Origin of the sequence: Arthrobacter sp. G.S.26, assembly GCF_050847375.1 — a bacterium.
Lineage (GTDB): Bacteria > Actinomycetota > Actinomycetes > Actinomycetales > Micrococcaceae > Arthrobacter.
The window spans coordinates 656110-680178 of record NZ_CP193752.1; the positions used below are offsets into that span (position 1 = coordinate 656110).

Consider the following 24069-nt stretch of genomic DNA (forward strand, 5'->3'; position numbering starts at 1 on the left):
AGGGTCAGGGTATTGCCGGTCCCGGGTCGGGGCCGGCAACGGGCGCAGGCTGGCACTTGGGGCAGAAGTAGATGTCCCGTTCCTCGTCGCCGTTGAGTTTGCCCAGGACAGCGTGTTCGATGGGGGTGCGGCACTTGAGGCAGGGCTGGTGCTCACGCCGGTACACCCAGTAGCCGGGCCGGCCTGCGGCGCGGCCCACCGGGACGCCGCGTGCGTTGAGGATGGTGACGCGCCGGCCGGGGCCCAGGTTGGCCTCCAGCAGGATTTTGGCGCTGGCCATCATTTCCCGCAGGGAGACCAAGGCAGGCACGTCGCCGGCGCGGACCGTGGGATGCACGCCGGCCAGGAACAGAGTTTCGCAGCGGTAGATGTTGCCGATGCCTGCCAGGTTCCGCTGGTCCAGAAGGGCAACACCGATGGGGACATCCGGCGCGCTGAGGATGCGGCGTTCGGCTTCGTCCGGATCCCACCCTGGCCCCAGCAGGTCCGGGCCCAGGTGCCCCACCACCGAGTCCTCGTCCTCGGTTTTGACCACATCCAGCACCCCCAGGGAGAACCCCACGGCATCAGCCGAGGCGGTCCGCAGGACGCAGCGGGCCGTGAAGCCGGGTTTCCGCCAGCGGCCGCCCGGAGGATAGACCTGCCAACTGCCTTCCATCTTCAGGTGCGAGTGGATGGTCAGTCCCCGCCCCTCCGGGCTGACCACCCGGATCAGCAGGTGTTTTCCGCGCGGCACTACCTCGCTGACCGTCCAGCCCGTGACGTTGAGCGTGGCAAAACGCGGCACGCGGAAGTCGGAGGCCGTGAGGACCTGGCCTGCCAGGGCGGCATGCAGCTGCGCGGTGGCCCGGAACACCGAATCACCCTCAGGCACGGATCCTCAACCCCTTCGGTGTGGAATAGGCGCCAGCGGCACTGAGCGCGGCAGCGACGGGTGTGTCCAGGATTCCATGCCCGTTGACCTTCTCCATGATGAGTTTGTCCACCGCGCCCCGGGTCACCACCCCCACCAGGGCGGCTCCCGCCGCGGCCAGGACGGTTTCATCGGCGCTGAAAACCAGTAGGGTCTTGCCACCCCGCTCGACATAAAGGACCAGCGCGCCGTCCACCAGCACCACCAGGGCCCCGGCTTTCCGCCCCGGCCGGTGACCGGTGCCGGCGTCGTCGTTCACGCCGGGCCAGGACAGCGCCGCCCCGTAGGGGTTGGCGGGGTCCGTTGCGGCCAGCGCCAGGGCCACGGGCTCGGGTTTGGCCAGCTGGGAGTCCTCGGAGAAGGACCGCAACCGGTCCACCGTGGCCGGCACGGCGAACTGGGCCGCGCCGAGGTGTTCGATGAAATACCCGCGTCGGCAGCGGCCGGCCTCTTCCAGCCGGGCCAGTACCTTATACATCAGCCCGAAGCCGCCCAGGATCTGTTCGGCCATCACCGAGCCGCGGGTCACCACGCCGTATCGGTCCAGCAGAAGCTCCGCGGTGGCCCGCGCGTGGATGGTGGCGTCCAGTTCGGGAGCGGGCAGCGCGGACCAGCGCCCGGCAGCCATGGGCGGCGTGGCGACGGCGCCGGAGGTGCCGTACCGGCCGCCACCGGCCGCCCCGATCAGGCCGCTGCCGGAACGGCCCAGCCTGCTCAGCCGGGGCGCCCGGGCCCTTGGGGTCCGAGCCACTTGCCGGTGGGCGGTGTGGCCGCCCGCGATCAGCGACCGCACCGGCGCGAAGGTATCGCCCGTGATCCGGCCGGCCCAAACAAGGTCCCACAGGGCGGACACCACATCCTGGTCGCCCAGGACTGCGTCCATGCCGCCGGCGATGTCCGTCAGCTGCCGGAAGAAGTACCCGCCGCCGTTGGTGCGCAGGTGGTCCAGGAGCCGCAGCTGGGCGTCGCCGGGTTCGTAGTCGACGGCGGGATTCAGGGTCAGTTCCGCGGAATCGGCCAGGTGCAGGCTGATCCAGCCGTCGTTGCCGGGGAGCGAGCCGGCACCGGACCACAGGACTTCACCGGCGGCCATAAGTTCGTCGAGCATGGCCGGCCGGTAGTCGGACACCCGGCTGGCCAGGATGAGCGGCTCCCAGGCGGAGGCCGGGATGGGGACGCCGGAGAGCTGGTCCACGGCGGTGATGATGCCGTCCAGCCCTCGGAGCGACGGCTGCCCGCGGCCCCCGCCCGGGACCCGGACGTGCTGCCAGGCCGGCAGGAAACGCCCGTAGGCGGAGGCGTCCACGGGTTCGACTTCGGCGCGCAGGGCTGCCAGCGAGCGGCGCCGCAGCTTGCGGAGGACCTCGGCGTCACACCATTCGCTGGTTGCCGGCTGCGGAGCCGCCACCCCGGCCGGGCCGGCAGCCTGGGCGCGCGCCGCGGCATCCGCCCTGGCAGCCTGCGCCTCCGGATCGGCGTCCTCGGCCACGTTCCCATCGTCGTCCAGCTCTGCGACGTCCGCGGGATCGGTGTCATCGTCGTCCGGACCGGCCGGCAGCAGGGCCTCGTCCGGCCCGCTGCCGTTGGGAGTTGGCGACTGCGCCGCGTCGCCGCCGGCGTGCGGGCGGAACTCACCCTCCACCACACGGCCATCGGCGGCGAGCCGCTTCAGCGCCGTGCCCACCACCGCCACGCCCAGGCCCAGCCGGGCAGCGGCCTCCGCGGACGTGAACGGCCCGTGCGTCCGGGCGTACCGGGATACCAGGTCGCCCAGCGGATCGGCCACGGGTTCAATGAACGCCAGCGGCACACCCATGGGCAGCGGCACCCCGATGGCGTCCCGGAGCCTGGCGGCGTCCTCCACCGCGGCAAACCGCTCCCCCCCGCCGATGTTGACTTTGATGGCGCGGTTGGCCCGCTGCAGGGCCTGGAGGTGGCCGGCGGCGGATGCCACACTGGCGGCGTCCTGCTCGGGATCGGGTTCGCCCTGGAGGCGCGCCGCGGCCTCGTCCGGCGTCAGCGGTCCCAGCAGCCGGAGCAGGTCCGCTGTCCCTTCCAGGCCGCGGGCCCGGCGGTCCGGCAGCAGCCGCTGCAGTTCCCGTTCGGTGGACTCGATGACCTTGGGGTCCAGGAGTTCGCGCAGTTCCACCCGGCCCAGCAGCTCGTTCAGGAGTGTGGAGTCCAGGGCCAGCGCCGCGGCCCGGCGCTCGGCCAGCGGTGAGTCGCCCTCGTACAGGAACTGGGCCACATAGCCGAACAGGAGGGACTTGGCGAACGGTGAGGGCTGGCTGGTGGTGGTTTCCACCACCCGCAGCTCGCGGCGTTCCACGGACGCTGCAATGTCTTTCAACGCGGGAAGGTCGTAGACATCCTGCAGGCATTCACGCACCGTCTCCAGCACGATGGGGAATGTAGGGTACTTCCGGGCAACGTCCAGCAGCTGCGCTGACCGCTGCCGCTGCTGCCACAGCGGCTGGCGTTTCCCGGGGGTCTGGCGGGGGAGCAGCAGGGCGCGGGCCGCGCATTCACGGAACCGCGAGGCGAACAGGGCGCTGCCGCCCACTTCGGCGGTGACAATCTGTTCCAGTTCCTCCGGATCGAACAGGAACAGCTCCGCCCCCGGTGGTTCGTCTTCCATCATGGGAACCCGGAGCACAATGCCGTCGTCAGCGGCCATCGCCGAGCCGTCCAGCCCATACCGCTGGTGCAGCCGTTGCCCCACGGCCAGGGCCCAAGGGGCGTGCACCGGCATCCCGAACGGGCTGTGCAGGATCACCCGCCAGTCGCCCAGCTCGTCGTGGAACCGTTCCACCACCAGCGTGGTGTCGCTGGGGACCACTTCGGTGGCCTGTTTTTGTTCCCGGATGTACTGGATCAGGTTGTTGGCGGCGAAGTCGTCCAAACCGCTGGCTTTGCACCGTTCCAGGGCGGGACCGGAATCGGACGCTGCCAGTTCGCGGACGAACGCCCCCAGGGCCCGGCCCAGGTCCACTGGCCGTCCCAGCGAGTCGCCCTTCCAGAACGGCAGCTTTCCGGGCTGGCCAAACGCGGGCGAGACCAGGACGCGGTCGTGGGTGATGTCCTCGATCTTCCAGCTGGTGGCGCCGAGCGCGAACACATCGCCCACCCGGGATTCGTAGACCATTTCCTCGTCCAGTTCGCCCACCCGCCGGCCGCCCTTGGGCGCGGGGGAGGGCTTTCCGTCCGCAGCCGGGGACGCAGAGCCTTCCGTTTCGGTGCCGATGATGTACACGCCGAACAGGCCGCGGTCCGGGATGGTGCCGCCGGAGGTGACGGCGAGGCGCTGCGCTCCGGGGCGGCCTTCGATGGTCCCCGCGTTGCGGTCCCAGATGATCCGGGGGCGCAGCTCTGCGAACTCGTCCGACGGGTACCGGCCGGCCAGCAGGTCCAGAGTGGCTTCGAACGCCGAGCGGGGGAGCGACGCGAACGGGGCGGAGCGCCGGACCGTGGCAAACCACTCCTCCACATCGATGCTGCCCAGGGCCGCGGCGGCGACGGTCTGCTGGGCCAGGATGTCCAGCGGGTTGGCCGGCACGTACAGGCGCTCGATTTTGCCGTCCAGCATCCGTTCCACGGTGATGGCGGTGTGCACCAGGTCCGCACGGTGTTTCGGGAACAGGACACCCTGGGAGACTTCGCCCACCTGGTGCCCGGCGCGGCCCACGCGCTGCAGCCCGCTGGCCACCGACGGCGGCGATTCCACCTGGACCACCAAATCTACGGCGCCCATGTCGATGCCCAGTTCCAGCGAGGACGTGGCCACCACGCACCGCAGCCGTCCCGATTTGAGGTCGTCCTCGATCAGGGCGCGCTGGTCCTTGGACACGGATCCGTGGTGCGCCCGCGCCAGCACCGGGTCCGCGCCGGCGGAACTGCCGGCCTGCGCCATCATCTGGGCGGGGGTTGAGGCGGGAAGGCCCGACGCCGGCCCGCCCGGACGGCGGTCAGGTCCAGGTGCGCCGTCCCCCTCCGCGGCCGGGGTTCCGTCCCAGCCGCCGCCCACCGCAACCAGCTGGCGCTCCGCGTAGATTTCGTTCAACCGGGCCGTGAGCCGCTCCGAAAGCCGCCGGGAATTGGCGAAGACGATGGTGGACTGGTTGGCCAGCACCAGGTCCACGATCTTTTCCTCAACATGCGGCCAGATGGAAGCCTGGGGCTGGAGCCCTGAGGCCGGGCCGGAGTCGAACGCGCCGGCCGCGCCCTGCAGGTCCGACATGTCCTCCACAGGCACTGAAACGGTGAGGTCCCAGGTCTTGGACGCCGGCGGGGCAACGATCTCCACCGGCGCCGAACCGGCCAGAAACTGGGCCACCAGCTCCTTGGGCTCCACGGTGGCTGAGAGCCCGATCCGCTGGGCGGGCTTGGGCAGCAGGGCGTCCAGCCGTTCGAGCGAGACGGCGAGGTGGGCGCCGCGCTTGGTCCCGGCCACGGCATGGACCTCATCGATGATGATGGTGTCCACCTCCGCCAGGGTCTCGCGGGCCTTCGAGGTCAGCATCAGGAACAGGGATTCCGGGGTGGTGATGAGGATATCGGGCGGAGTGGTCAGCAAAGACCTGCGGTCCGCGGTGGTGGTGTCCCCGGACCGGACACCCACGGTGATCAAGGGCGCCGGCAGGTCAAGGCGCTTGGCGGTCTGGGTGATGCCGATCAGCGGGGCGCGGAGGTTCCGTTCCACGTCCACCCCCAGGGCCTTCAGGGGCGAGATGTAGAGGACCCGGGTTTTCCGCTTGGGCGCGCGCGGGCGCCTGCCCTTGCCCGCGGCCTGGCCGGTGACCTTGCCCGTGGATCCGGCCCCAACCCCCGGGAGCGTGTCCTGGCCTGCGACGGGATCCGCGGCATCGGGCCCGGGGGTGGAGGTCAGGAGCCGGTCCAGGGCCCAGAGGAAGGCCGCCAGCGTCTTTCCGGAGCCGGTGGGGGCCACCACCAAGGCATGCGAGCCGGAGGAAATGGCGTTCCAGGCCCCGGCCTGGGCAGGGGTGGGGCCGCTGAAGGCACCCAGGAACCAGTCGCGGGTGGGCCGGCTGAACTGGCCCATGGGTGCCGCTGCACCGGAATCCTTGGCGCCCGCGACGGGCTGTTCCTGCGTCATGCCTCCATCATGCCGCACCCCACCGACAGGACAGCTGACCGCGGCCTACGATGGTTGGAAAGCGCCGATGCTCAGCAGGTTGATGCCGGCGTTGCTGCAGGCGTTGGTGGGGTCCGGCAGGAAAAGCGATGCGGTGTCCTCCGGCGGGTACACGCGGTAGCCGCCGGCCCGCACCTGGGCGCAGTCGGGGAAATTGCCGGCCTGGACGTAGCGCAGCACCGCCGTCCCGGTCTCCCCTGGGGCAAGCAGGACCTCCGTTTCGGGTGTTGTGACGTCCCGGGCGGCAGCGGCGCCGATGGGGTCGCCGGCAGCATCGGCGGTCAGCGACACGCCGGCGTAACCCTTGAGCAGGCAAGGCTCGGTGCCGGTGTTGGTGAGGTTCAGCTTCATGTAAACGCTGCCGGCAGCACCGCCACCGGAAGGGTCGGTTTCCGCAACGAGCCCCGACGCCTTGCAGAGGGCGGTGGCAGCCGGTGTGGTAGCCGGTGCCGACGTGGCGGGGGCCGTGGTGGCCGGCGCACTGGGCGTGGGCGACGCCGATGCGCTGGCCGGTGCCGACGTTGCTGAACCGGAGTTGGACGCCGACGTCGTGGGTTCCGCCTGCGGATCGCCTCCACCGCACGCGGTGAGCAGCAGGGCAGCCGCAGCGGCCGCCGTCGTAATGGTAAACGCCTGGGAAATTCGCTGAGACCTCATCGCACCACCTTTACGCCAGAGGTTGCCCGCGTCAACAAAGCCACCAGCCCGGAAGGCAACTGATGCCCGGATCGTGATGATCCGGGCGTCAGTTGTGCAGGCTATTTCGCGTCAGCTGCGGCCTTGCGCCGGGCGCCGCTGCGTACCAGTGCCGCCGCGCCGAGGGCCAGGCCGCCGACGCCCGCCACCAGGCCGGCCCAGCTCCGTGCGTCGGCGCCGCTGTCCGTTACTGCCGCCACCTGCTCGGTGGCCGCTGTTTCGGCGTGACCGTCCCCGTGGCCCTCGGCGGCGACGTCAGTGATGGTGATCGACGGAGCCGGGGCGTCGAGGGAATGCGGGTCCTGGCCTTCCTTGGCGATTTCGGACCAGTCAGTCTGCCCGGTTTCACAGGTCTGCAGGGTGGGGAAGTTCAGCGTGGTGCCGGCAAGGTCCGGCAGTTTCACGGACAGGACCAGGGTGTCCCGGAGTTCGTGCTCCAGCGGGGTCTTGGCGGTGTACACGATCTGGCTGGTCCGCTTGGTGATGGCGGTGCCGTCAGCCAGCTTCCGGGGTTCGGCCAGCTGCTCGGTGACCTTTTCGACGGTCCAGTTGGGGTTGACGGTGGGCTGCGCGTCGTTGAGTTCCTGCGGCAGCGTGATGGCAACCTTGGTGGTGTTCGACTCCTCGCAGCCATGCGGCACGGCGAAGGTCAGGAGCGCGTACGAGTTGGCTGACGTTTTGTCCGGGGTGACGCCCACGTGGGCGGAGGCGCCGACGGCTCCGGAGAGCAGGAGCGCGGCTGCGCCGCCCGTGGCAGCTGCGGTGGTGAGGGTGCGGCGAAGGAGGGTGCTGGTCATGGGATTGCCTTTCTGGCGCACCCCAAACAAGGGGGTGCAGGGTGTATGGGACCCGGCGCCGGAAAGGATTGTCCGGTTCGCCGGTCAGGCGGGATGCACGACGGCGGTAGGCGGGCCGCGCCGGCTGTCCCACCGGAGGTTCCGCCACGGCTGCCGGGCAGGCCGGGCAGGCCGGCTTTCCGCCGGCACCGACGGAACGGTGTGGAGGGCGGCGGCCCGGGGCAGGCCGGCCAGCGGCCGGAGCCAGCCGGCGAGGGCCCACAAGGCAGCCTCGCCCCTGGCCAGCAGGAGCGCGCAGCCTACGGTGGCCAACGCATGGGCGGCAAGCATCAGGGGACCGCTGGCGCCGGGCTGGTGCAGGTGCCCGGCCAGCGGGGCCAGGCCGGCATAGGCCTGGAGTTCCGCGGCAGGATCGTGGTGGTGCCCAGCGGGCGCAACGTTTGCCGCCGCGGTGACGGTGCCGCTGAAGGCGTTGAACAGTCCGTGGAGCACCACCTGCCCGCCGCCCAGCAGCGCGGCCATGGCGGGAAAGCCCAGGCGCAGGCGTGTGGCGGTGGTGCTGGCCAGTACGGTCAGGGCCAGAACCGCCAGCATGATGCCCGGCGCGGGAAGCTCGCCGCCACCGGCAAGGTGGGCCCCTGCTGCGAGCGCGAGGATGCCGGTTGCCACTGCCGAGGATCGGAGCACGTGGAAAGGAGTGTGTGGGTGTGCTGGCACAGCTCCTCCTTTCCGGTCCCGCATGGCGGTCTAGATTCTACCCGTGATTCGAGGCATGGTTGGCCCCGGATGGGCGGCGGCCGTGCCGGATCAGGGTGCGCCGGCAAGCAGTTCGGCGAGGACCTCAGCGGCGGTGCCGTGGCGCAGCAGCGGGGCGGCCTGTCCGGCCCACAAGGACATCAGGTCCGTGTTGCCCGCAGCAGCAGCCTGGGGCCGGAATTTCCCGGTCAGCCAGTTCTGGATGGGGAAGGGGGCCACGAGGGCCGCATCCTCGAGTTCGGCCGTGACCCGGTTGGGGAGGCCCCGCGCCAGCCGGCCGCTCATGGCCCGGGTCAGGACAGTGGTCCCGGCGGCAGGACTGCGCAGCAATGACCGGTAGGCGGGCACGGCAGCCGATTCCCCGGTGGCCAGGAACGCGGTGCCCACCTGCACGCCGTCGGCGCCCAGCGCGAAGGCGGCGGCCACCCCGCGGCGGTCCGCGATGCCGCCGGCAGCGATCACCGGAATGTGGATGGCGTCCGCCACCTGAGGCACCAGCGCAAACGTGCCCACCAGGGATTCGCCGGCCGGCGCCAAAAAGGACACCCGGTGGCCGCCGGACTCCATTCCGCTGGCCACCACGGCATCCACGCCGCCGGCCTCCAGCGCCACGGCTTCGGCCACGGTGGTTGCGGTCCCCAGGACCTTGATGCCCAGCCGGTGCGCCGCCTCCACCACCTCAGGCGCAGGGACGCCGAAGACAAAGCTCACGACGGCGGGACGGGCCGCCAGGGTTGCCGCCACCTGCTCGCCATAGTCCGGTAGGTACCGGTCCGGCATGTCCGGCAGCGGCAGGTCCAGTTGGTCAAAGTAGGGCTTGAGGATCCCAACATAGCGCTGGAAATCCGCCACCGGCAGGTCCGTCGGCTCGGTTCCCGTGGGGACCCAGAGGTTCAGGGCAAAGGGCCGGGCGGTGGCCGCCCGCAGGGCAGCTGCCGTCTTTTCGATGGCAGCCGCATCGAACCCGTACAGCCCGAACGAACCCAGCCCGCCGCCGTCGCTCACGGCTGCCGTCAGCGCCACCGACGAGACGCCGCCGAAGGGTCCCAGGACCACGGGGGCCTCGATTTCCAGCAGGTCCGTAAGGCGGGCGGTCCCGGCCTGGCCGGTGCGCGGGTGGTTCATGGCGGTCTCCTGGGTCCGGGAAATGCTGGCCCGGCCAGTCTTTCAGGCCCGGCGCCCGGGCCCAAGAACCCGTTCCGGAAAGGGGCCCGGCAACGGCAGTATCGGCCGGAACAGCCGGGCGTTAGACTGCGGAGACAATCTTCTGCGACGTAAGGAGCTGTTCATGGAATACACCGGAGCGCAGTCAGAGCGGGCCGTCCCGGCAGGCGAGCTGGACCGCAGCCACATCGGCCAGACGGTCAGTTTCCAGCCCAATGAATTCACTGTGGTGTTCGGCCGGATCGCGGGGATCGCGCGCACCGAAGCCATGGTCTACCTGTCCCTGGACGGGGTCGCCGGCGGGACGCACCTGAAGGACGAGTACGACCTTCCGTCCAACCATGAGGTGTACCTGCAGGTGGACGTGATCACCAACGCCGAGTCCACCATCAAGGACCTGTTCGGCAAGGTCCAGGACAATTTGCGCGGTTCCGGGCACAGGGGTGAGGACCGCACCGACCGGTTGTAGCAACAAAAATGGTACGCCTGACGGCGGCCAACCAGGCATGCCGCACCACAGGATCCAAGGTGATGGAGTGGAAGACCTTTTCGTAGGACCGCCAGGTGTCTTGCCCGCGGGCGTGTCCTTGGGTCAGGCCAGGTACGGACCGCTCACGGACGGGCAATCTGGTCAGGTCAGGCATGTGGGCGGCTATGCCGTGTTCGCCCGGTACTGCGAAGCTGCGGGCGCCGTCCCGGCGGAGCTGGCCGCTGATCCCGCTGCGCTCGCCGGCTTCCTCCAGGCGCACGGGCCAACCATCAGGGCCAATTCGGACAGGCTGGCTGCCGCCGCGGTTTTTACAGGTAACACCATTGCAGGCCTGCGGCCGGATGCATCGTGGACCGTCGGCCCAGGTGGCGCCGAGGTGGGGAACCATGAGGCGCGGTTCGTGGTCCGGGCTGTGGTTGAGGGGCTCTGCGGCGCAGGCGACGAAATGGTACAGGCGTTTGCGGCCAAGCTGCGGGGATGGGCCCAGGAGGACCTTGGCGGGCCCGCGGGGCCCCTGCCGGTACCGGCTTCGGGGCACCCCGTCTACATCCGTCCCAGCCTGCCGGACGTTCGTTACTTTTCCGGTGCGGATGCCAGACGGTACGGCGGGCGTTGGGATGGCGGCGGTCCGCCGCAGGAAGCCTATGAAGTGGTCAGCAATCCGGGCCGGTTCGCCGGCCTCCACGCCATTGCCGATGCTTTGATCAGCCACCTGGAAAGAACCTACGCCATCGATGTCCGGGAGGATCCGGCCCTGGCCGGGGACCTCCTGCTGCCCCACCCGGATGTCCGGCGGGCCGTCAGGCTTACCCCGCACCACGCCGGGGCCGCGCCCCTCACCTTCGTCTTTACGGGCTTTCCCGGCGTCATCGTCCACGCCGGGGTGCTGCACGATTTCCCGTTTCCGGCCTGCGGATGCGACGCGTGCGACGAAACGTCGGAATCAACGGCAGACCGCCTGGAAATGCTCGTTCTCGGCGTGGCCGCGGGCGGGTACGCCGAACGCTACCCCGTAGGCAGGCGACACCAGCTTGAGTACGTTCTTGCCGCGGCCGATGGTTCAGGCTCGGAAAGCGGATGCGGTGAGCCTGGACCCATTGACGGCGGACGCCTGGGTGAAGCTGCGGCCAGGCTGCGGGATGTCGCCGTCGGCTGGGGCGCTTGGCCGTTACGGAAGGCGGGGCGGATGGTTACCTAGCAGCGGCAGCAGCAGCGGACGACGGCGGCGGGACATTCCGTTGCCTCCGCCCACCGGGCTTGCCACGCGGGCATTGCTGCCGGCGCCCCGCAGTGCCATTCTGGGGTTATCCGCAGTTTGGCCGCGACGGACAGGACAGGTCAATGCCGCTCTATCTCTCAAAATTCAGCTACACGCCGGAAACCTGGGCCAGGCTGATCAGCCACCCGGAGGACAGGCGCAAGGCGGCGCAGCAGTACATCGAATCGGTGGGGGGAAAGCTGCACGGATTCTGGTACGGATTCGGCGCCCACGACGGCTACAACCTGTGGGAGGCGCCGGACAACGTATCCATGGCCGCGGTGGCGCTCGCCATCAGCGGCGGCGGGGCCCTGGCCTCGTTTGAGACAACTGTGCTGCTCACGGTCGAGGAAACCCTGGACGCCCTCCGGACTGCCGGCGAAATTGCCTACCGCAGCCCGGGCGCCGAATAAGCCGCAGCGTCCGGACAGGCCGCGGGGCCCGGCCCCCGGCTCTCCTATGCTTGGGGAATGGATCCTGCCAAGACCCGCCGCGAAGCTGCACTGCCTCCGGTGGCCAGCCCCTTTAACCATCGGCCCCTGGCCGTGGCCGTCCTGGACATCTCCTTCGAAGTGCGCCGGAAAAGCCACGAGGGGACGGGTGTGCTGCCGCTGTCCAGCGGGGTGCTGGACGTCATCCGCGTCATCGAACGGCATCCCGGGATCACGGTGGCCGAGGTGGCAGCCAGGCTCGGCAGGCAACTAAGCAACGTCAGCGCGCAACTGCGGGAACTGGTGGCACTGGGCCTGGTCACCCGCACCCGGGACGCGGCGGACAAGCGTTATGTGGCACTCCACGCCACCGCCGAGTCGCGCCGGATCAAGTCCCTGCTTGAAGGAGCCTGGGCCGGTGCCCTCGCCACGGCCACCGACAAGCTGACCGCGGATGACCTGGCGCGCCTCGCGGCGGCGCTGCCCGCATTGGAACGGCTTGCCGCCATCCTCCACGAACCCGACGCCTGAGCCTGAACATGGCCCGTTTGGTGCCTGCCGGATAGATACTTATACTTATGTAAGTATTACTTTTGAAGAAGCGGAGATTTTTGGTGGCAACACAAACAGCAACCCCGGCGGTTTCGGCGGAGCGTGCGGAAAGCCCGGGCGGCAGAGGCGAATGGTGGGCGCTGGTTTTCCTGGCGCTCGCCCAGTTCATGGTGGTCCTCGATGGCACCATCGTGAACCTGGCCCTGCCCCGGCTGCAGGCCGAGATGGGCATCAGCGACTCCACCCGGGCGTGGGTGGTCACCGCCTACGCCCTGGCGCTGGGCGCGTTCCTCCTCCTGGGCGGCCGCATCGCGGATTTCTGGGGCCGCAAGCGTGCGTTTATGACGGCGGCCACGGGGTTCGCCGTGGCGTCGCTGCTGGGCGGCCTGGCCCAGGCGCCGTGGGAACTGATCGGCGCCCGGGCCCTGCAGGGATTGTTCGCAGCCTTGCTGGCACCCGCCGCGCTGGCGCTGCTGACAGTGTCCTTCCCGGGTGGCCGGGAACGCGGCACGGCGTTCGCGGTGTTCGGCTCCATCAGCGGCGTGGGCGCCGCGGTGGGGGTGCTGCTGGGCGGCTTCCTGACGGACTACGTTTCGTGGCGCTGGTGTTTCCTCGTCAACGTGCCCATCGCCGTCGTCGCCCTGCTGGGTGTCTGGGAGCGGGTTGCGGAAAGCAAGGCAGGCGGCGTTCCCCGGTACGACTGGCCCGGCGTGGTCCTTGCGGCCCTGGGCCTTGGCGCCCTGGTTTACGGCTTCACCAACGCCGAACACGGCTGGGCCACCCCCGGCGCGTGGGGCTTTATCCTGGCCGGCGTGGTGCTGATAGCGCTGTTCATCGCCGTCGAAAAGCGTGTGGCCCACCCCCTGCTTCCGTTGCGGGTGGCCACGGAACGCAACCGGGCGGCAGCCTTCCTGGCGTCCTTCCTGGCCGGTGCCGTGCTGATCGGCGGCATCCTGTTCATCAACTTCTACATCCAGATTGTGCTGGGCTTCGCGCCGTTTATTGCCGGGTTGGCCTCGCTGCCCATGACGGTGGTCCTCATCATCACGGCTGCGATCGTGGCCAAAAACCTGCCCACCCTTGGCGCCCGCATCCCCACCGCAGTGGGCCCGGTGTTTATGGCGGCCGCCATGCTGTGGCTCACGCAGGTGACTCCTGACGGCAATTACGCCGTGGTTATGCTGCCGGCGCTGATCCTGCTGGGCATCGGCCTGGGGATGGTGTTTGTTCCCATGCAGAACCTGGCGCTCTTTGGCGTGGACAAGGACGACGCCGGCGTGGCAAGTGCCCTGGTCAACGCCTCACAGCAGATCGGCGGCTCCCTCGGAATCGCGTTGTTCAGCACCATCGCCGCTGCTGCCACGGCAACGGCCGGCGGGGCACCCCTGGCAGCGCTGTCCAGCGGATACGCAGCTGTTTTCTGGTGGGCTGCAGGCGTGGCGATCCTGATCGCCCCCATCGCACTGGTGCTGATCGACATCAACCGGAAGACGTTCAGCGGCGCCGCGCCGGACGCTCCGGCTGTCCACCTGTAGGCTGCCGGGCTGATCCTGCCCCCCTCCCAACTGACTCGCAGTTGTTGTCGTTTTCGACCCTCAAAACGACAACAACTGCGAGTCAGTTGGGAGGGGCGTCGTTAGGATGAAGCGGTGACTGAACCCAACCCCAAGGACCCCGCCGCGATCCCTGATGCTGCCAAAAGGCCGGGGCGGGACGGCAAGTCGAATGCCACCATCTACGACATCGCCAAGTTGGCCGGTGTGAACCCCTCCACGGTGTCCCGGGCGCTCAGCAAGCCGGGCAGGGTCAGTGCCAAGACGCAGAAACTCATCGAGGACGCCGCCGCGGAGCTGCGCTACCAGGTCAATCCGTTTGCCCGGGCCCTGCCCACCGGGCGGACCAACACCATCGGCCTGATCGTCGCCGATATCACCAACCCCACCTTCTTCGACATCATCCGCGGCGCCCAGGCCACCGCGACGCTGCGGGACTACACCCTGGTGCTGGCCGAGTCCGCCGAATCCGGCGTCACCGAGCTCACCGCCGCGCGGCGCATGATGGCCACCGCCGACGGCCTGATCCTGGCCAGCCCGCGCATGGACGACAACGACATTCGCGCACTGGCAGCAGATAAGCCCGTGGTGGTCATCAACCGCGAGGTCGACGGCGTGCCCTGCGTCATCCCGGACGTCGGCAAGGGCATCAGCGAAGCAGTCCGGTCGCTGGCCGCCAACGGCCACCGCAAACTGGCGTTTGTGGCGGGCCCGCCCCAGTCCTGGATGTCGGCGCGCCGCTGGGAAGGAGTCCAGGCGGCCTGCGAATGGTCGCGGGTCACTCCTGTGCGGCTGGAATCCAGCAGGCCAACGGTCGACGGCGGCCGGCAGGTGGCGCGCGACGTCCTGGCCAGCGGGGCAACCGCCGTTATGACCTACAACGACCTCCTGGCCATCGGCCTGATGCAGGAACTGCAGGCCGGCGGCATGGCCGTACCGGACCGGATCAGCATTGTGGGCTTCGATGACATCTTCGGTGCCGATTTCACCACGCCGCCGCTGACCACTGTCCGGTCGCCGCTGGGGGAGTGTGGCACCGCCGCAACCACCCGGCTCCTGGACCTGCTGGTCGGCGAGGGCGGGGACGCCGGCACCCTCCGCGTGGAGACGGAGCTGGTGCTGCGCGGCTCCAGCGGGCGGGTCGTGCGGCAGGGCTGATAAATGCGGGTCAGCAGCCAATGGCAACTTTTGGCAACCGGTTGACAAGATGGCTGACGGACCTGGACCATTGACTTATGTCACAGTCGATTGCCGTCAACCCGGACAGGCTCCTGCCCGCCGATCCCGGAACCCGCAGGATTGCCAGGGATCTTTTTCAGCGAGTCAAGGACCTGCCCATCATTTCCCCGCACGGCCACGTTGATGCCGCGGTCATTGAACACAACACGCCGTTTCCGGACCCTGCGGTGCTGCTGGTCAGTCCGGACCACTACGTCACCCGGCTGATCCACTCCGCGGGCGTGGACCAGAACCTCCTGCGGCCCCAGGCCGGCAGCCACGGCAACCCCGGCGCCGCCCCGGATTCCCGCACCGTATGGCGCGAGTTCTGCAAGGCCTGGCCCCTGTTCGAAGGGACCGCGTCCGGCTACTGGCTGCGCAACCAGTTCCAGAGCGTGTTCGGCCTGCACAGCGAGCCCTCCGCAACCGAACCGGATGCCAGCTTCGACGCCATCAGCGCCCGGCTCCAGGAACCCGGCTTCCGGCCCCGCCAGCTCTTCAAGGACTTCAACATCGAGGTCCTCGCCACCACCGATGACCCCCTGGATGACCTGGCCAGCCACAAGGCCATCGCCGGGGACCCCACCTTCCACGGCCGCGTCCTGCCGACCTTCCGGCCGGACCAGTACCTGAACATCGCGCACCCGGAGTGGGCCGGTAACGTGGAGCGCCTGATTGCAGCAGCGGGCGACGGCGGCACGGGCTACGCGGGCTACCTCACCGCGCTGGAAAACCGGCGGCAGTACTTCATTGAGCACGGCGCCGTCTCCGCAGACCATGGCGTGCGGACGCCCCGCACGCTCAAGCTCGAGGCCGCCGACGCGGCCAGGCTGTTTGACCGCGCCAGGGCCGGCCAGGCCAGCGCCGCGGACCGCGAGGACTTCGAAGCGCACATGATGTACCAGATGGCTCGGATGTCAGTGGCGGACGGCCTGGTCATGACCATCCACCCCGGCTCCTACCGGAACCATCACGAACCCACGTTCAACACTTTCGGGGCGGACAGCGGGCACGACATTCCGTTCGCCATCGACTACACCGAAAGCATCCGTCCCGTCCTGCAGGACTTCGGCAACGCCAAGGACTTCCACCTGGTGCTGTTCGCCATGGACGAGACAGTCTTTTCCCGCGAACTGGCGCCTTTGGCCGGCTTCTACCCGGCCGTCTACCTTGGCGCCCCGTGGTGGTTCCTGGACGCCCCGGACGCCATGCTGCGGTTCCGTTCCGCCGTCACCGAAACCGCCGGCTTCTCCCGGTCCTCGGGGTTCATCGACGACACCAGGGCCTTCTGCTCCATCCCGGCCCGGCACGATGCCTCCCGCCGGATCGAGGCGTCCTTCCTGGCCCGCCTTGTGGCCGAGCACCGCGTCTCCGAGGACAGGGCCCACGAGCTCATCGTGGACCTGGTAGACGGCTCGCCGCGCCGGGTCTTCAAGCTGTGAGCGCCGGCCTGCAGGACAGAGCCCAAGGCAAAGAGTCCGCCGCCGGACTGCCCCGGCTTACCCGGGAGCTCCGGAATGCGCCCAAGGCGCCGGTACGGATGGTCCACCTGGGCCTGGGCGCCTTCCACCGCTCGCACCAGGCCTGGTATACCCAGCAGGCCGGCGATGCGGCGCAATGGGGAATCGCCGCGTTCACGGGCAGGCGTCCGGACGCAGCCCTCGCGCTGGCAGCCCAGGACGGCCTCTTCACCGTGGTGGAGCGGGCCGACGCGGGTGACTCGTTCAGCGTGGTTGGCAGCATCATCGAAGCGGTGGACGGTGCCGACGTCGACCGGCTTGCCGCGCTGCTGGCCGCGCGGGCAACGGCCGTGGTCACGCTCACCATCACCGAAGCCGGGTACCTGGCCACCGCCGATGGCGGGTTCGACGCTGCCGCGCCGGAGGTGGCCGCGGACCTCGCGGCCCTGCGCGGTACGGGCCGGCCGGTGACGCCGCTGGGCCGCCTGGTCCTTGGCCTCGCCGCCCGCCGGGCAGCGGCGGCGGGACCCCTGGCAGTGGTCTGCTGCGACAACCTTTCGCACAACGGGACCGTGGCCCGCAACGCCGTCCTGGGCATGGCCGGTGCCTGGGAGCCGGCGCTGGCGGAGTGGATCCGTGACGCAGTCAGCTTCGTCAGCACGTCCGTGGACCGGATCACGCCCCGGACCACGGCAGCGGACCTTGAAGCTGTGGCATCCGCCTGCGGCTACCGGGACTCCTCTCCGGTGGTGGCCGAACCCTTCTCCAGCTGGGTCCTGAGCGGGGAATTCCCAGCGGGCAGGCCGCGCTGGGAAGACGCCGGAGCGCTCTTTGTCGAAGACATCGAACCTTATGAGAACCGGAAGCTCTGGCTGCTGAACGGCGCCCACTCGCTGCTGGCCTATGCCGGCCAGGTCCGCGGACACGCCACCGTGGCCCAGGCCCTGGCCGACCCCGCATGCCGGCACGCCGTGGAGGCGTTCTGGGATGAAGCGGAGGCCAACCTGCCCGCCGAAGGCCTGGACGTACCCGCCTACCGGGCTGCCTTGCTGGCGCGGTTCGGCAACGCCAGGATCGCCCACCATCTGGCGCAGATCGCCATGGACGGGACCACCAAGCTCAGGATGCGCGCCGTCCCCGTCCTGCGCGCCGAGCGGGCGGCCGGCAGGACCGGTGCCGCGGCCGCCCTGATGATTGCTGCCTGGCTGGAATGCACGGCCCAGTTGCCGCCTGCCCAGGATCCATTGGCGGCCGGAGTCGAGGCGGCCAATGCCCTGGCTGGAACCGAACGGCTCCGCGCCTTGCTTGAACTGGTGGACGCGGACCTCGCGGCGGATGCCGCCGTTGTGGAGCTGATCGGGGGCCTCACCGGGAGGGTGGCCGCATCCCCGGCCCCCGGCTGACACGTGCCAAAACCGTCCGGTCACCCCGGTTTCCGCTGGCCTTCCCATCCACTCCCGAAACCACCCCCAACTGCCCAGTCCGCCTGAAAGGACCAGCTGTGAAAATCATTGCCGCCGAAGTCTTCGTGACAAGCCCCTCGCGCAACTTCGTGACCCTGCGCATCACCACCGAGGACGGAGTCACCGGCATCGGCGACGCCACCCTCAACGGCCGCGAACTCGCGGTGGCCGCGTACCTCAAGGAGCATGTGGCGCAACTGCTGATCGGAAAGGACCCGCACCGGATTGAGGACACCTGGCAGTTCCTTTACCGGTCCTCGTATTGGCGGCGCGGGCCGGTGACGATGGCCGCGATCGCCGCAGTGGACATGGCCCTGTGGGACATCAAGGGCAAACTGGCCGGCATGCCCGTGTACCAGCTGTTGGGCGGCGCCTCGCGGAACGGGCTGCGCGCCTACGGCCACGCCTCCGGCGCGGACATCCCTTCGCTGTTTGATTCGGTCCGCGAGCACCTGGAACTGGGCTACAAATCGGTGCGGATCCAGACCGCGGTCCCCGGCATCAAGGCTGTCTACGGGGTAGCCGCCCAGGCCCAGGCCTCGGGTGAACGCTACGACTACGAGCCCGCCGGCCGGGGCGCGTTCCCTGTGGAGGAAGACTGGGACACCCGCGCGTACCTGCGCCACCTGCCCACCGTGTTCGAAGCCGTGCGCAACGAGTTCGGCCCGGAACTGCCGCTGCTCCACGACGGGCACCACCGGATGACACCCATCCAGGCCGCCAAGCTGGGCAAAGCCCTGGAGCCTTACGACCTCTTCTGGCTTGAGGACTGCACCCCGGCGGAGAACCAGGAAGCGCTCCGCCTGGTCCGCCAGCACACCACCACGCCGCTGGCAATCGGCGAAATCTTCAACACCGTGTACGACTACCAGACCATCATCAAGGAACAGCTGATCGACTACGTCCGGGCCGCCTCCACCCACTTCGGCGGCATTTCCCCGCTGAAGAAGGTGATGGACTTCGCCGCGCAGTACCAGATCAAGTCCGGCTTCCACGGCCCTACGGACATTTCCCCGGTGGGCTTCGCAGCGCAGCTGCACGTGGGCCTGGCCATCCATAACTACGGGATCCAGGAATACATGCAGCACTCGGACAAGACCAACGAGGTCTTCCAGCAGTCCATGACATTCAAGGACGGCTACCTGCACCCGGGCAACGAGCCAGGCATCGGCGTCGAATTCAACGAGGAGGCCGCCGCCGCGTTCCCGTACCAGCAGGCCTACCTGCCGTACAACCGCCTGGTGGACGGTACCGTCCATGACTGGTAAACAAGCCCCGGCCCACATTGTGGTGATGGGCGTGACCAGCTGCGGCAAAAGCACTGTGGGCGCAGCCCTCGCCGAACGCCTTGGCGCAATCTTCGTCGACGGCGATTCGCTGCATCCGCAGTCCAACATCGACAAAATGGCTGCCGGAACTCCATTGGACGACGCCGACCGCGCACCGTGGCTGGCTGAAATCGGCAGCCGCTTCTCGGCGTCGGACGCGGGCCTGGTGATTGCGTGCAGCGCGCTCAAACGCCGCTACCGCGACCTGATCCGCAGCGGCGACGCGTCCGTGGTGTTTGTCCACCTGCACGGCGGCCGGGACCTCCTGGCCGGCCGGATGGCGGCCCGGCCGGGACACTTTATGCCCCTGTCGCTGCTGGACTCCCAGCTGGACACGCTCGAGGAGCTGCAGCCGGATGAGGCGGGTGTGGTGGTGGACATCGCCTTGCCGGTGGACCAACAGGTGGACCGGGCGCTGGCCGCCCTGGGGCCGGCCGGTGCCGGACGGCGGCAGTTCGACGTGGACCTCACCGCGGCGCCGTTCACGCTCGACGCCGAGGCCATCGCCTGGGTGGAGGGCACCCTCTCCGCGATGACGCTGGAGGAGAAGATCGGCCAGCTGTTCATCAACCACAACAACAGCTACGCCCCCCGGTACCTGGACGAGGTCCTGGACACGTACCACGTGGGCGGCATGCGCTACCGGCCGGGCCCCTCGGCAGCCGTCCAGGAACACATCCGGTATGCCCAGTCGCGGTCGCGGATTCCGCTGCTGGTGGCCTCAAACCCGGAAATGGGTGGCGCCGGCAGCTGCGACGACGGAACCTTCGTGAGCACGCACCTGCAGGCCGGCTCCCATCCGGACAAAGGGATTGCCCGGCGGATGGGCCAGGTGGCAGGCGTGGAAACGGCGGCCCTCGGCTGCAACTGGGCTTTCGCACCCATCGTGGACATCCACTACAACTGGCGGAACACCGTGGTCTCCACCCGGTCCTTCGGTAATACGCCGGAGGTCGTGGTGGAGCGGGCCAAGGAGTACTTCGACGGCATCAGCGAATCGCCCACCGTCTGCGCCATGAAGCACTTCCCGGGCGACGGCATGGACGAACGGGACCAGCACGTGGTTACGTCATACAACACCCTGGGCTACGGGGACTGGAACCGGACCTACGGGCACGTCTACCGGGAGCTGATTGGGCACGGCGTGCAATCCATCATGGCCGGGCACATCGGGGCGCCGGAACTGTCGCGGCATTTCCGGCCGGGAATCGCGGACCGCGACATCCTGCCGGCCACGCTGGCACCGGAACTGCTGCAGGACCTGCTCCGCGGCGAACTGGGCTTCAACGGGCTCATCCTGACCGACGCATCGTTGATGGTGGGACTTACGCAGGCCATGAAGCGCAGCGACCTGGTCCCCGCCACCATCGCCGCAGGCTGCGACATGTTCCTGTTCTTCCGCAACCCGGCGGAGGATTTCGGCTACATGCTGGAGGGGTATAAGTCGGGGGTCCTCACCGAGCAGCGGCTGCACGATGCCCTGCGCCGGATCCTCGGCCTGAAGGCCAGCCTCGGCCTGCACCGCAGGAACGCGACGGACCTGGTGCCGCCGGCAGCCGCTCTCGAAGTGATCGGCGGCGAGGCGCACCGCGCCATTGCCGCGGACGTCGCGGACAAAACGGTCACCCTGGTCAAGGACACCGCCGGAAACCTGCCCATCACACCCGCGACGCATAAGCGGATCCGCCTGTACGGCGTTTCCGGCGGTGCGGACTTCACCCGCGCCGATCCGCTGGCCTACCTCGATACCGTCCGCGAGGAGCTCGAAGCCGCCGGATTCGAGGTGCACCTGTTCCGGACCGCGGAGCAGCGGGAGGCCGCGGGGGAGGAAGGCGTGAACTTCATGTCTGTGCTGGCCGAGGAAGCCACGGACGACTATCCCGCCAGATACGACGCCGCCTTTGTGTTTGCCAACGTGAAGGGCTTCGCACAGGAGGCCGCCATCCGGATCAAGTGGTCCAGCCCCATGGCCGCGGAGATCCCGTGGTACAGCACCGAGGTTCCCACGGTGTTTGTGTCCCTCAACCAGCCCAACCACCTGATTGACGTGCCCATGGTCCGGACTGCCATCCATGCCCACGCCGGCAGTCGCGAGGCGATCCGTGCCGCGGTGCAGAAGATCCAGGGCAAGTCGGAATTCACCGGCACGTTCAACGAGAACGTGTTTTGCGGGTCCTTCGACACCAGGCTCTAGCCTGGGCTTTACCCACAAGAAACGGCGCCATTCCAGCCGGATAAATTCCGGCGGGAATGGCGTTTTTCTTTGGCCAAAACAGACAGGGGACGTCCCATCTCCTGTATACTGGGAGAAGAGAAAGGCCGCCACCCGACGGCTGCCTAAGGAGATATCGTGACCACAGCGCCTGCAGGAGTTTCGCCAGCCCGATTCAGTGCCCAGCTCCGCTCCCAGGCCCTGCAGACACGGATCATGGATCTTATCCTAGAGCGCGGACTGGACGTGGGCGATGCACTGCCCACCGAGAGCGAGTTGTCAACGGAACTCGGCGTTGGCCGGAACACGGTCCGGGAGTCCCTCAAGGTGCTCCAGGCCCTGGGCGTCATCGAGATCCGGCACGGCTTCGGCATGTTTGTGGCCCCGAACAACTTCACGGCGTTGGTGGCTGGACTGACATTCCGTGGCCGCCTCTCGCTGCGCCACAAGGGCGAAGAGGCCATGGAACTGGTGGACGTGCGCCAGGCCCTGGAATCCGGCCTGATCGGCTCGGCCATCGATGTGCTGACCGAGGAACACCTCGCAGAGCTTAAGGCCGTGATGCAGGGCATGCAGGAAGCTGCCAGCCGCGGCGAAATGCTGGTGGAGCACGACGCCGAATTCCACCGCCGCCTGTACGCGCCCCTCAACAACGAGCTGCTGACCAGCCTGGTCGACGTGTTCTGGCAGGTGTACCGCCAGATCCACCTGGCGCTCGGCACCGGAACCGTCAACCTGGAGCAGCAGGCCCAGGACCACTGGGACATCTACGACGCCGTGGCCAACCGGGACAAGGCCCTGGCCGCCGAGCGCCTGCAAAGGCACTTCGACGGCATCAGGCTCAAGCTCAAGGACGTTGCGGGGGAGTAGGCCGCCCCTGCCGCGAGGCAGGTCAGGCGTCCAGGGCGCCTTTGAACCAGCCGGTGATGCTGGCCGGATGCGTGATGGCAGTCCCCACCACAACCGCAAACGCACCGGCATTTAGGGCCTGCCTGGCCTGCGCCGGAGTGTGGATCCGGCCCTCGGCGATCAAGGGTGCGGCGAGCCCGGCGGCAGCAATCAGGCCCAGGAGTTCCAGGTCCGGGCCGGCAGTTTTTGGCCGCTCCCCGGAATAGCCGGACAGGGTGGTGCCGATCAGGTCCGCGCCGGCATCGGCGGCGGCCAGCGCATCATCGAGGGAGCCGCAGTCGGCCATGACCAGGGCGAGCGACCCGGCGTGGATCCCGGCGACGGTGGCGGCGAAACTCAGGCCGTCCGGGCGGGCCCGGCGCGTGCCGTCGATGGCCACCACGTGGGCGCCGGCGTTCGCCACGGCCAGGGCGTGCCGCAGGGTGGGGGTGATGAAGACGCCGTCGTGGCCGTCCTTCCAGAGCCCAATGACGGGAACGTCGACGGCGGTCCTGGTGAACTCAATGTCAGCCAGGCCCTGGACGCGGATCGCCGCAGCCCCGCCGATCACCGCCGACGCGGCGACCTGGCCGGTGGTGCGTGGATCCCGCATGGGCTCGCCGGGGTACGCCTGGCAGGAAACGATCAATTGGGAGCGGAGGGCCTCAAGGCCTTCGGGAGTGAGGATCATGGGTTCTCCTGCGAGTAGTTTCAGCATGGTTTCAGAACGAGTTTTCCTGCGCCCACAATGGCGGCTGTGTTGCCCAGGGCTGCCCGCAGCACCGGCACGTCCGCCAGCGGGGCCAGGAGTTCGGCCCTCAGCGCGCGTTCCATGGGGAGCCACCAGAGGTCGCCGGCATCGGCCAGTCCACCGGAAACCACCACCACGGCAGGGTCCAGGATGTTGGCCAGGCCGCCAACGGCCTGGCCCGCCGCGCCCGCGCCCGCGCCGATCGCCTTGATGGCGGCAGCGTCGCCGTCGTGCGCCAAGGAAAAGACGGCCCGGGTGTCCCGGACCTGGGGTGGGCCGCCGAAGCGGCGGAAGGATTCGAGGATGGCCGGTCCGGAGGCGATGGCCTCGACGTGGCCCGTGTGGCCGCAGACGCAGGGGAGCGCGGCACCGTTGTGGTAGGCATAGGGCGAGGCGACGTGGCCCACGTGCCCGCCCACGTGGCGATGGCCCAGGACGGGAGTGCCGGCCAGGACAAAGCTGCCGCCGACGCCCGTTCCGAACGCCACCAGGAGCGAACTCGCCGTTCCGGCGGCGGAGCCGGTCCAGGCCTCGCCGAGCGCATGGGCGTGGACGTCGTTTACGGCCCGCACGGACGACGGCGGCAACCCCAGCCGCGAGGCCAGCCCGGCAGTCAGGTCCGTCCCGGCCCAGCCGAGGATCGCGTCGGTAGCCGAAACCACCACCCCGCGCGATGCATCGATCACCCCGGCAGAACCAGCCCCGACGCGGTCGACGGTGATCCCGGCAGCAGCGGCCCGGGAAATGAGCCCCGAAACCAGCGCAGCAGTAGCATCGAGGATCGCCGCGCCGCCGCCGCGGTTCAGCGTAGGAATGGTCTCCGAAAACAGGACCTCCCCGGCTCCGGAAACAACCCCGGCAGCAGTCTTGGTGCCACCCAGGTCAACACCGATCGCGTACATCAATTTCTTCCTCACAGGGGATCGCGGGGGAGCCGGACTACGGGAGGCGGCGTTGGACGCCCATCTTTTGCGTAGGTTGCGTCAA

General features: G+C 69.0%; 19 protein-coding genes. 11 read left to right on the top strand and 8 right to left on the bottom strand.

Annotated features, from left to right (window positions below; genetic code table 11):
• Positions 1 to 4: 4 nt before the first annotated feature.
• The 6 genes from ACRB8A_RS03200 to ACRB8A_RS03225 form a co-directional block, all read right to left on the bottom strand.
• On the bottom strand, positions 5 to 874 hold the full coding sequence (locus ACRB8A_RS03200; RefSeq protein ID WP_056598108.1) for an Fpg/Nei family DNA glycosylase: 870 nt from the start codon (positions 872 to 874) through the stop codon (positions 5 to 7).
• The gene (locus ACRB8A_RS03205) at positions 867 to 6026 is read right to left on the bottom strand and encodes an ATP-dependent helicase (RefSeq protein ID WP_432245571.1); all 5160 of its coding nucleotides are present in this window, start codon (positions 6024 to 6026) and stop codon (positions 867 to 869) included. Before ACRB8A_RS03205 ends, ACRB8A_RS03200 begins: the two co-directional genes overlap by 8 nt.
• A gap of 45 nt (positions 6027 to 6071) precedes the next feature.
• The gene (locus tag ACRB8A_RS03210; RefSeq protein ID WP_082178198.1) at positions 6072 to 6722 is read right to left on the bottom strand and encodes a DUF4232 domain-containing protein; all 651 of its coding nucleotides are present in this window, start codon (positions 6720 to 6722) and stop codon (positions 6072 to 6074) included.
• Between the two features lie 101 nt (positions 6723 to 6823).
• Complete coding sequence (locus ACRB8A_RS03215; protein ID WP_050684503.1) at positions 6824 to 7558, bottom strand: YcnI family copper-binding membrane protein; 735 nt, start codon at positions 7556 to 7558, stop codon at positions 6824 to 6826.
• Positions 7559 to 7642: 84 nt separating this feature from the next.
• Entirely contained in the window at positions 7643 to 8275 is a 633-nt protein-coding gene (locus tag ACRB8A_RS03220) for a hypothetical protein (protein ID WP_432245572.1), read from the bottom strand.
• 90 nt (positions 8276 to 8365) lie between these two features.
• Positions 8366 to 9439 carry an NAD(P)H-dependent flavin oxidoreductase gene (locus ACRB8A_RS03225; protein WP_050684505.1) on the bottom strand — a complete coding sequence of 358 codons (1074 nt, stop codon included), beginning with the start codon at positions 9437 to 9439 and terminating at the stop codon, positions 8366 to 8368.
• Positions 9440 to 9602: 163 nt separating this feature from the next.
• On the opposite strand from ACRB8A_RS03225, the gene ACRB8A_RS03230 reads away from it, so the two are divergent.
• The 11 genes from ACRB8A_RS03230 to ACRB8A_RS03280 all read left to right on the top strand — a co-directional run bounded on the left by ACRB8A_RS03230 (position 9603) and on the right by ACRB8A_RS03280 (position 22313).
• Positions 9603 to 9947, top strand: coding sequence for a hypothetical protein (locus ACRB8A_RS03230; RefSeq protein WP_056598103.1), 345 nt, complete (start codon positions 9603 to 9605; stop codon positions 9945 to 9947).
• 175 nt (positions 9948 to 10122) lie between these two features.
• A complete protein-coding gene (locus ACRB8A_RS03235; protein ID WP_432245573.1) occupies positions 10123 to 11166 on the top strand; it encodes a DUF6226 family protein in 1044 nt (347 codons plus the stop codon).
• Between the two features lie 143 nt (positions 11167 to 11309).
• Positions 11310 to 11639: a GYD domain-containing protein gene (locus tag ACRB8A_RS03240; RefSeq protein WP_050684508.1), complete on the top strand. Its 330-nt coding sequence runs from the start codon at positions 11310 to 11312 to the stop codon at positions 11637 to 11639.
• A gap of 57 nt (positions 11640 to 11696) precedes the next feature.
• Positions 11697 to 12188 carry a MarR family winged helix-turn-helix transcriptional regulator gene (locus tag ACRB8A_RS03245; protein ID WP_050684509.1) on the top strand — a complete coding sequence of 164 codons (492 nt, stop codon included), beginning with the start codon at positions 11697 to 11699 and terminating at the stop codon, positions 12186 to 12188.
• An 83-nt stretch (positions 12189 to 12271) separates the two neighbouring features.
• Complete coding sequence (locus ACRB8A_RS03250) at positions 12272 to 13744, top strand: MFS transporter (protein WP_432245574.1); 1473 nt, start codon at positions 12272 to 12274, stop codon at positions 13742 to 13744.
• Positions 13745 to 13858: 114 nt separating this feature from the next.
• On the top strand, positions 13859 to 14920 hold the full coding sequence (locus ACRB8A_RS03255) for a LacI family DNA-binding transcriptional regulator (protein ID WP_056598101.1): 1062 nt from the start codon (positions 13859 to 13861) through the stop codon (positions 14918 to 14920).
• Between the two features lie 77 nt (positions 14921 to 14997).
• Positions 14998 to 16422 (top strand): glucuronate isomerase, encoded by a 1425-nt coding sequence (uxaC, locus tag ACRB8A_RS03260; protein ID WP_432245575.1) that lies wholly within the window; start codon positions 14998 to 15000, stop codon positions 16420 to 16422.
• The gene (locus ACRB8A_RS03265) at positions 16419 to 17843 is read left to right on the top strand and encodes a mannitol dehydrogenase family protein (RefSeq protein WP_432245576.1); all 1425 of its coding nucleotides are present in this window, start codon (positions 16419 to 16421) and stop codon (positions 17841 to 17843) included. Before uxaC ends, ACRB8A_RS03265 begins: the two co-directional genes overlap by 4 nt.
• 98 nt (positions 17844 to 17941) lie before the next feature.
• On the top strand, positions 17942 to 19171 hold the full coding sequence (manD, locus tag ACRB8A_RS03270) for a D-mannonate dehydratase ManD (protein WP_050684512.1): 1230 nt from the start codon (positions 17942 to 17944) through the stop codon (positions 19169 to 19171).
• Positions 19161 to 21425, top strand: a complete 2265-nt coding sequence (locus ACRB8A_RS03275; protein WP_432245577.1) for a gluconokinase, GntK/IdnK-type — start codon at positions 19161 to 19163, stop codon at positions 21423 to 21425. The genes manD and ACRB8A_RS03275 overlap by 11 nt, the downstream gene beginning before the upstream one ends.
• A 156-nt stretch (positions 21426 to 21581) precedes the next feature.
• Positions 21582 to 22313, top strand: a complete 732-nt coding sequence (locus ACRB8A_RS03280; protein WP_050684514.1) for a FadR/GntR family transcriptional regulator — start codon at positions 21582 to 21584, stop codon at positions 22311 to 22313.
• A 22-nt stretch (positions 22314 to 22335) separates the two neighbouring features.
• Here ACRB8A_RS03280 and ACRB8A_RS03285 read toward each other — a convergent pair whose 3' ends face one another.
• Complete coding sequence (locus tag ACRB8A_RS03285; RefSeq protein ID WP_432245578.1) at positions 22336 to 23022, bottom strand: N-acetylmannosamine-6-phosphate 2-epimerase; 687 nt, start codon at positions 23020 to 23022, stop codon at positions 22336 to 22338.
• Positions 23023 to 23042: 20 nt separating this feature from the next.
• Positions 23043 to 23987: an ROK family protein gene (locus ACRB8A_RS03290; RefSeq protein ID WP_432246009.1), complete on the bottom strand. Its 945-nt coding sequence runs from the start codon at positions 23985 to 23987 to the stop codon at positions 23043 to 23045.
• Positions 23988 to 24069 lie beyond the last annotated feature (82 nt).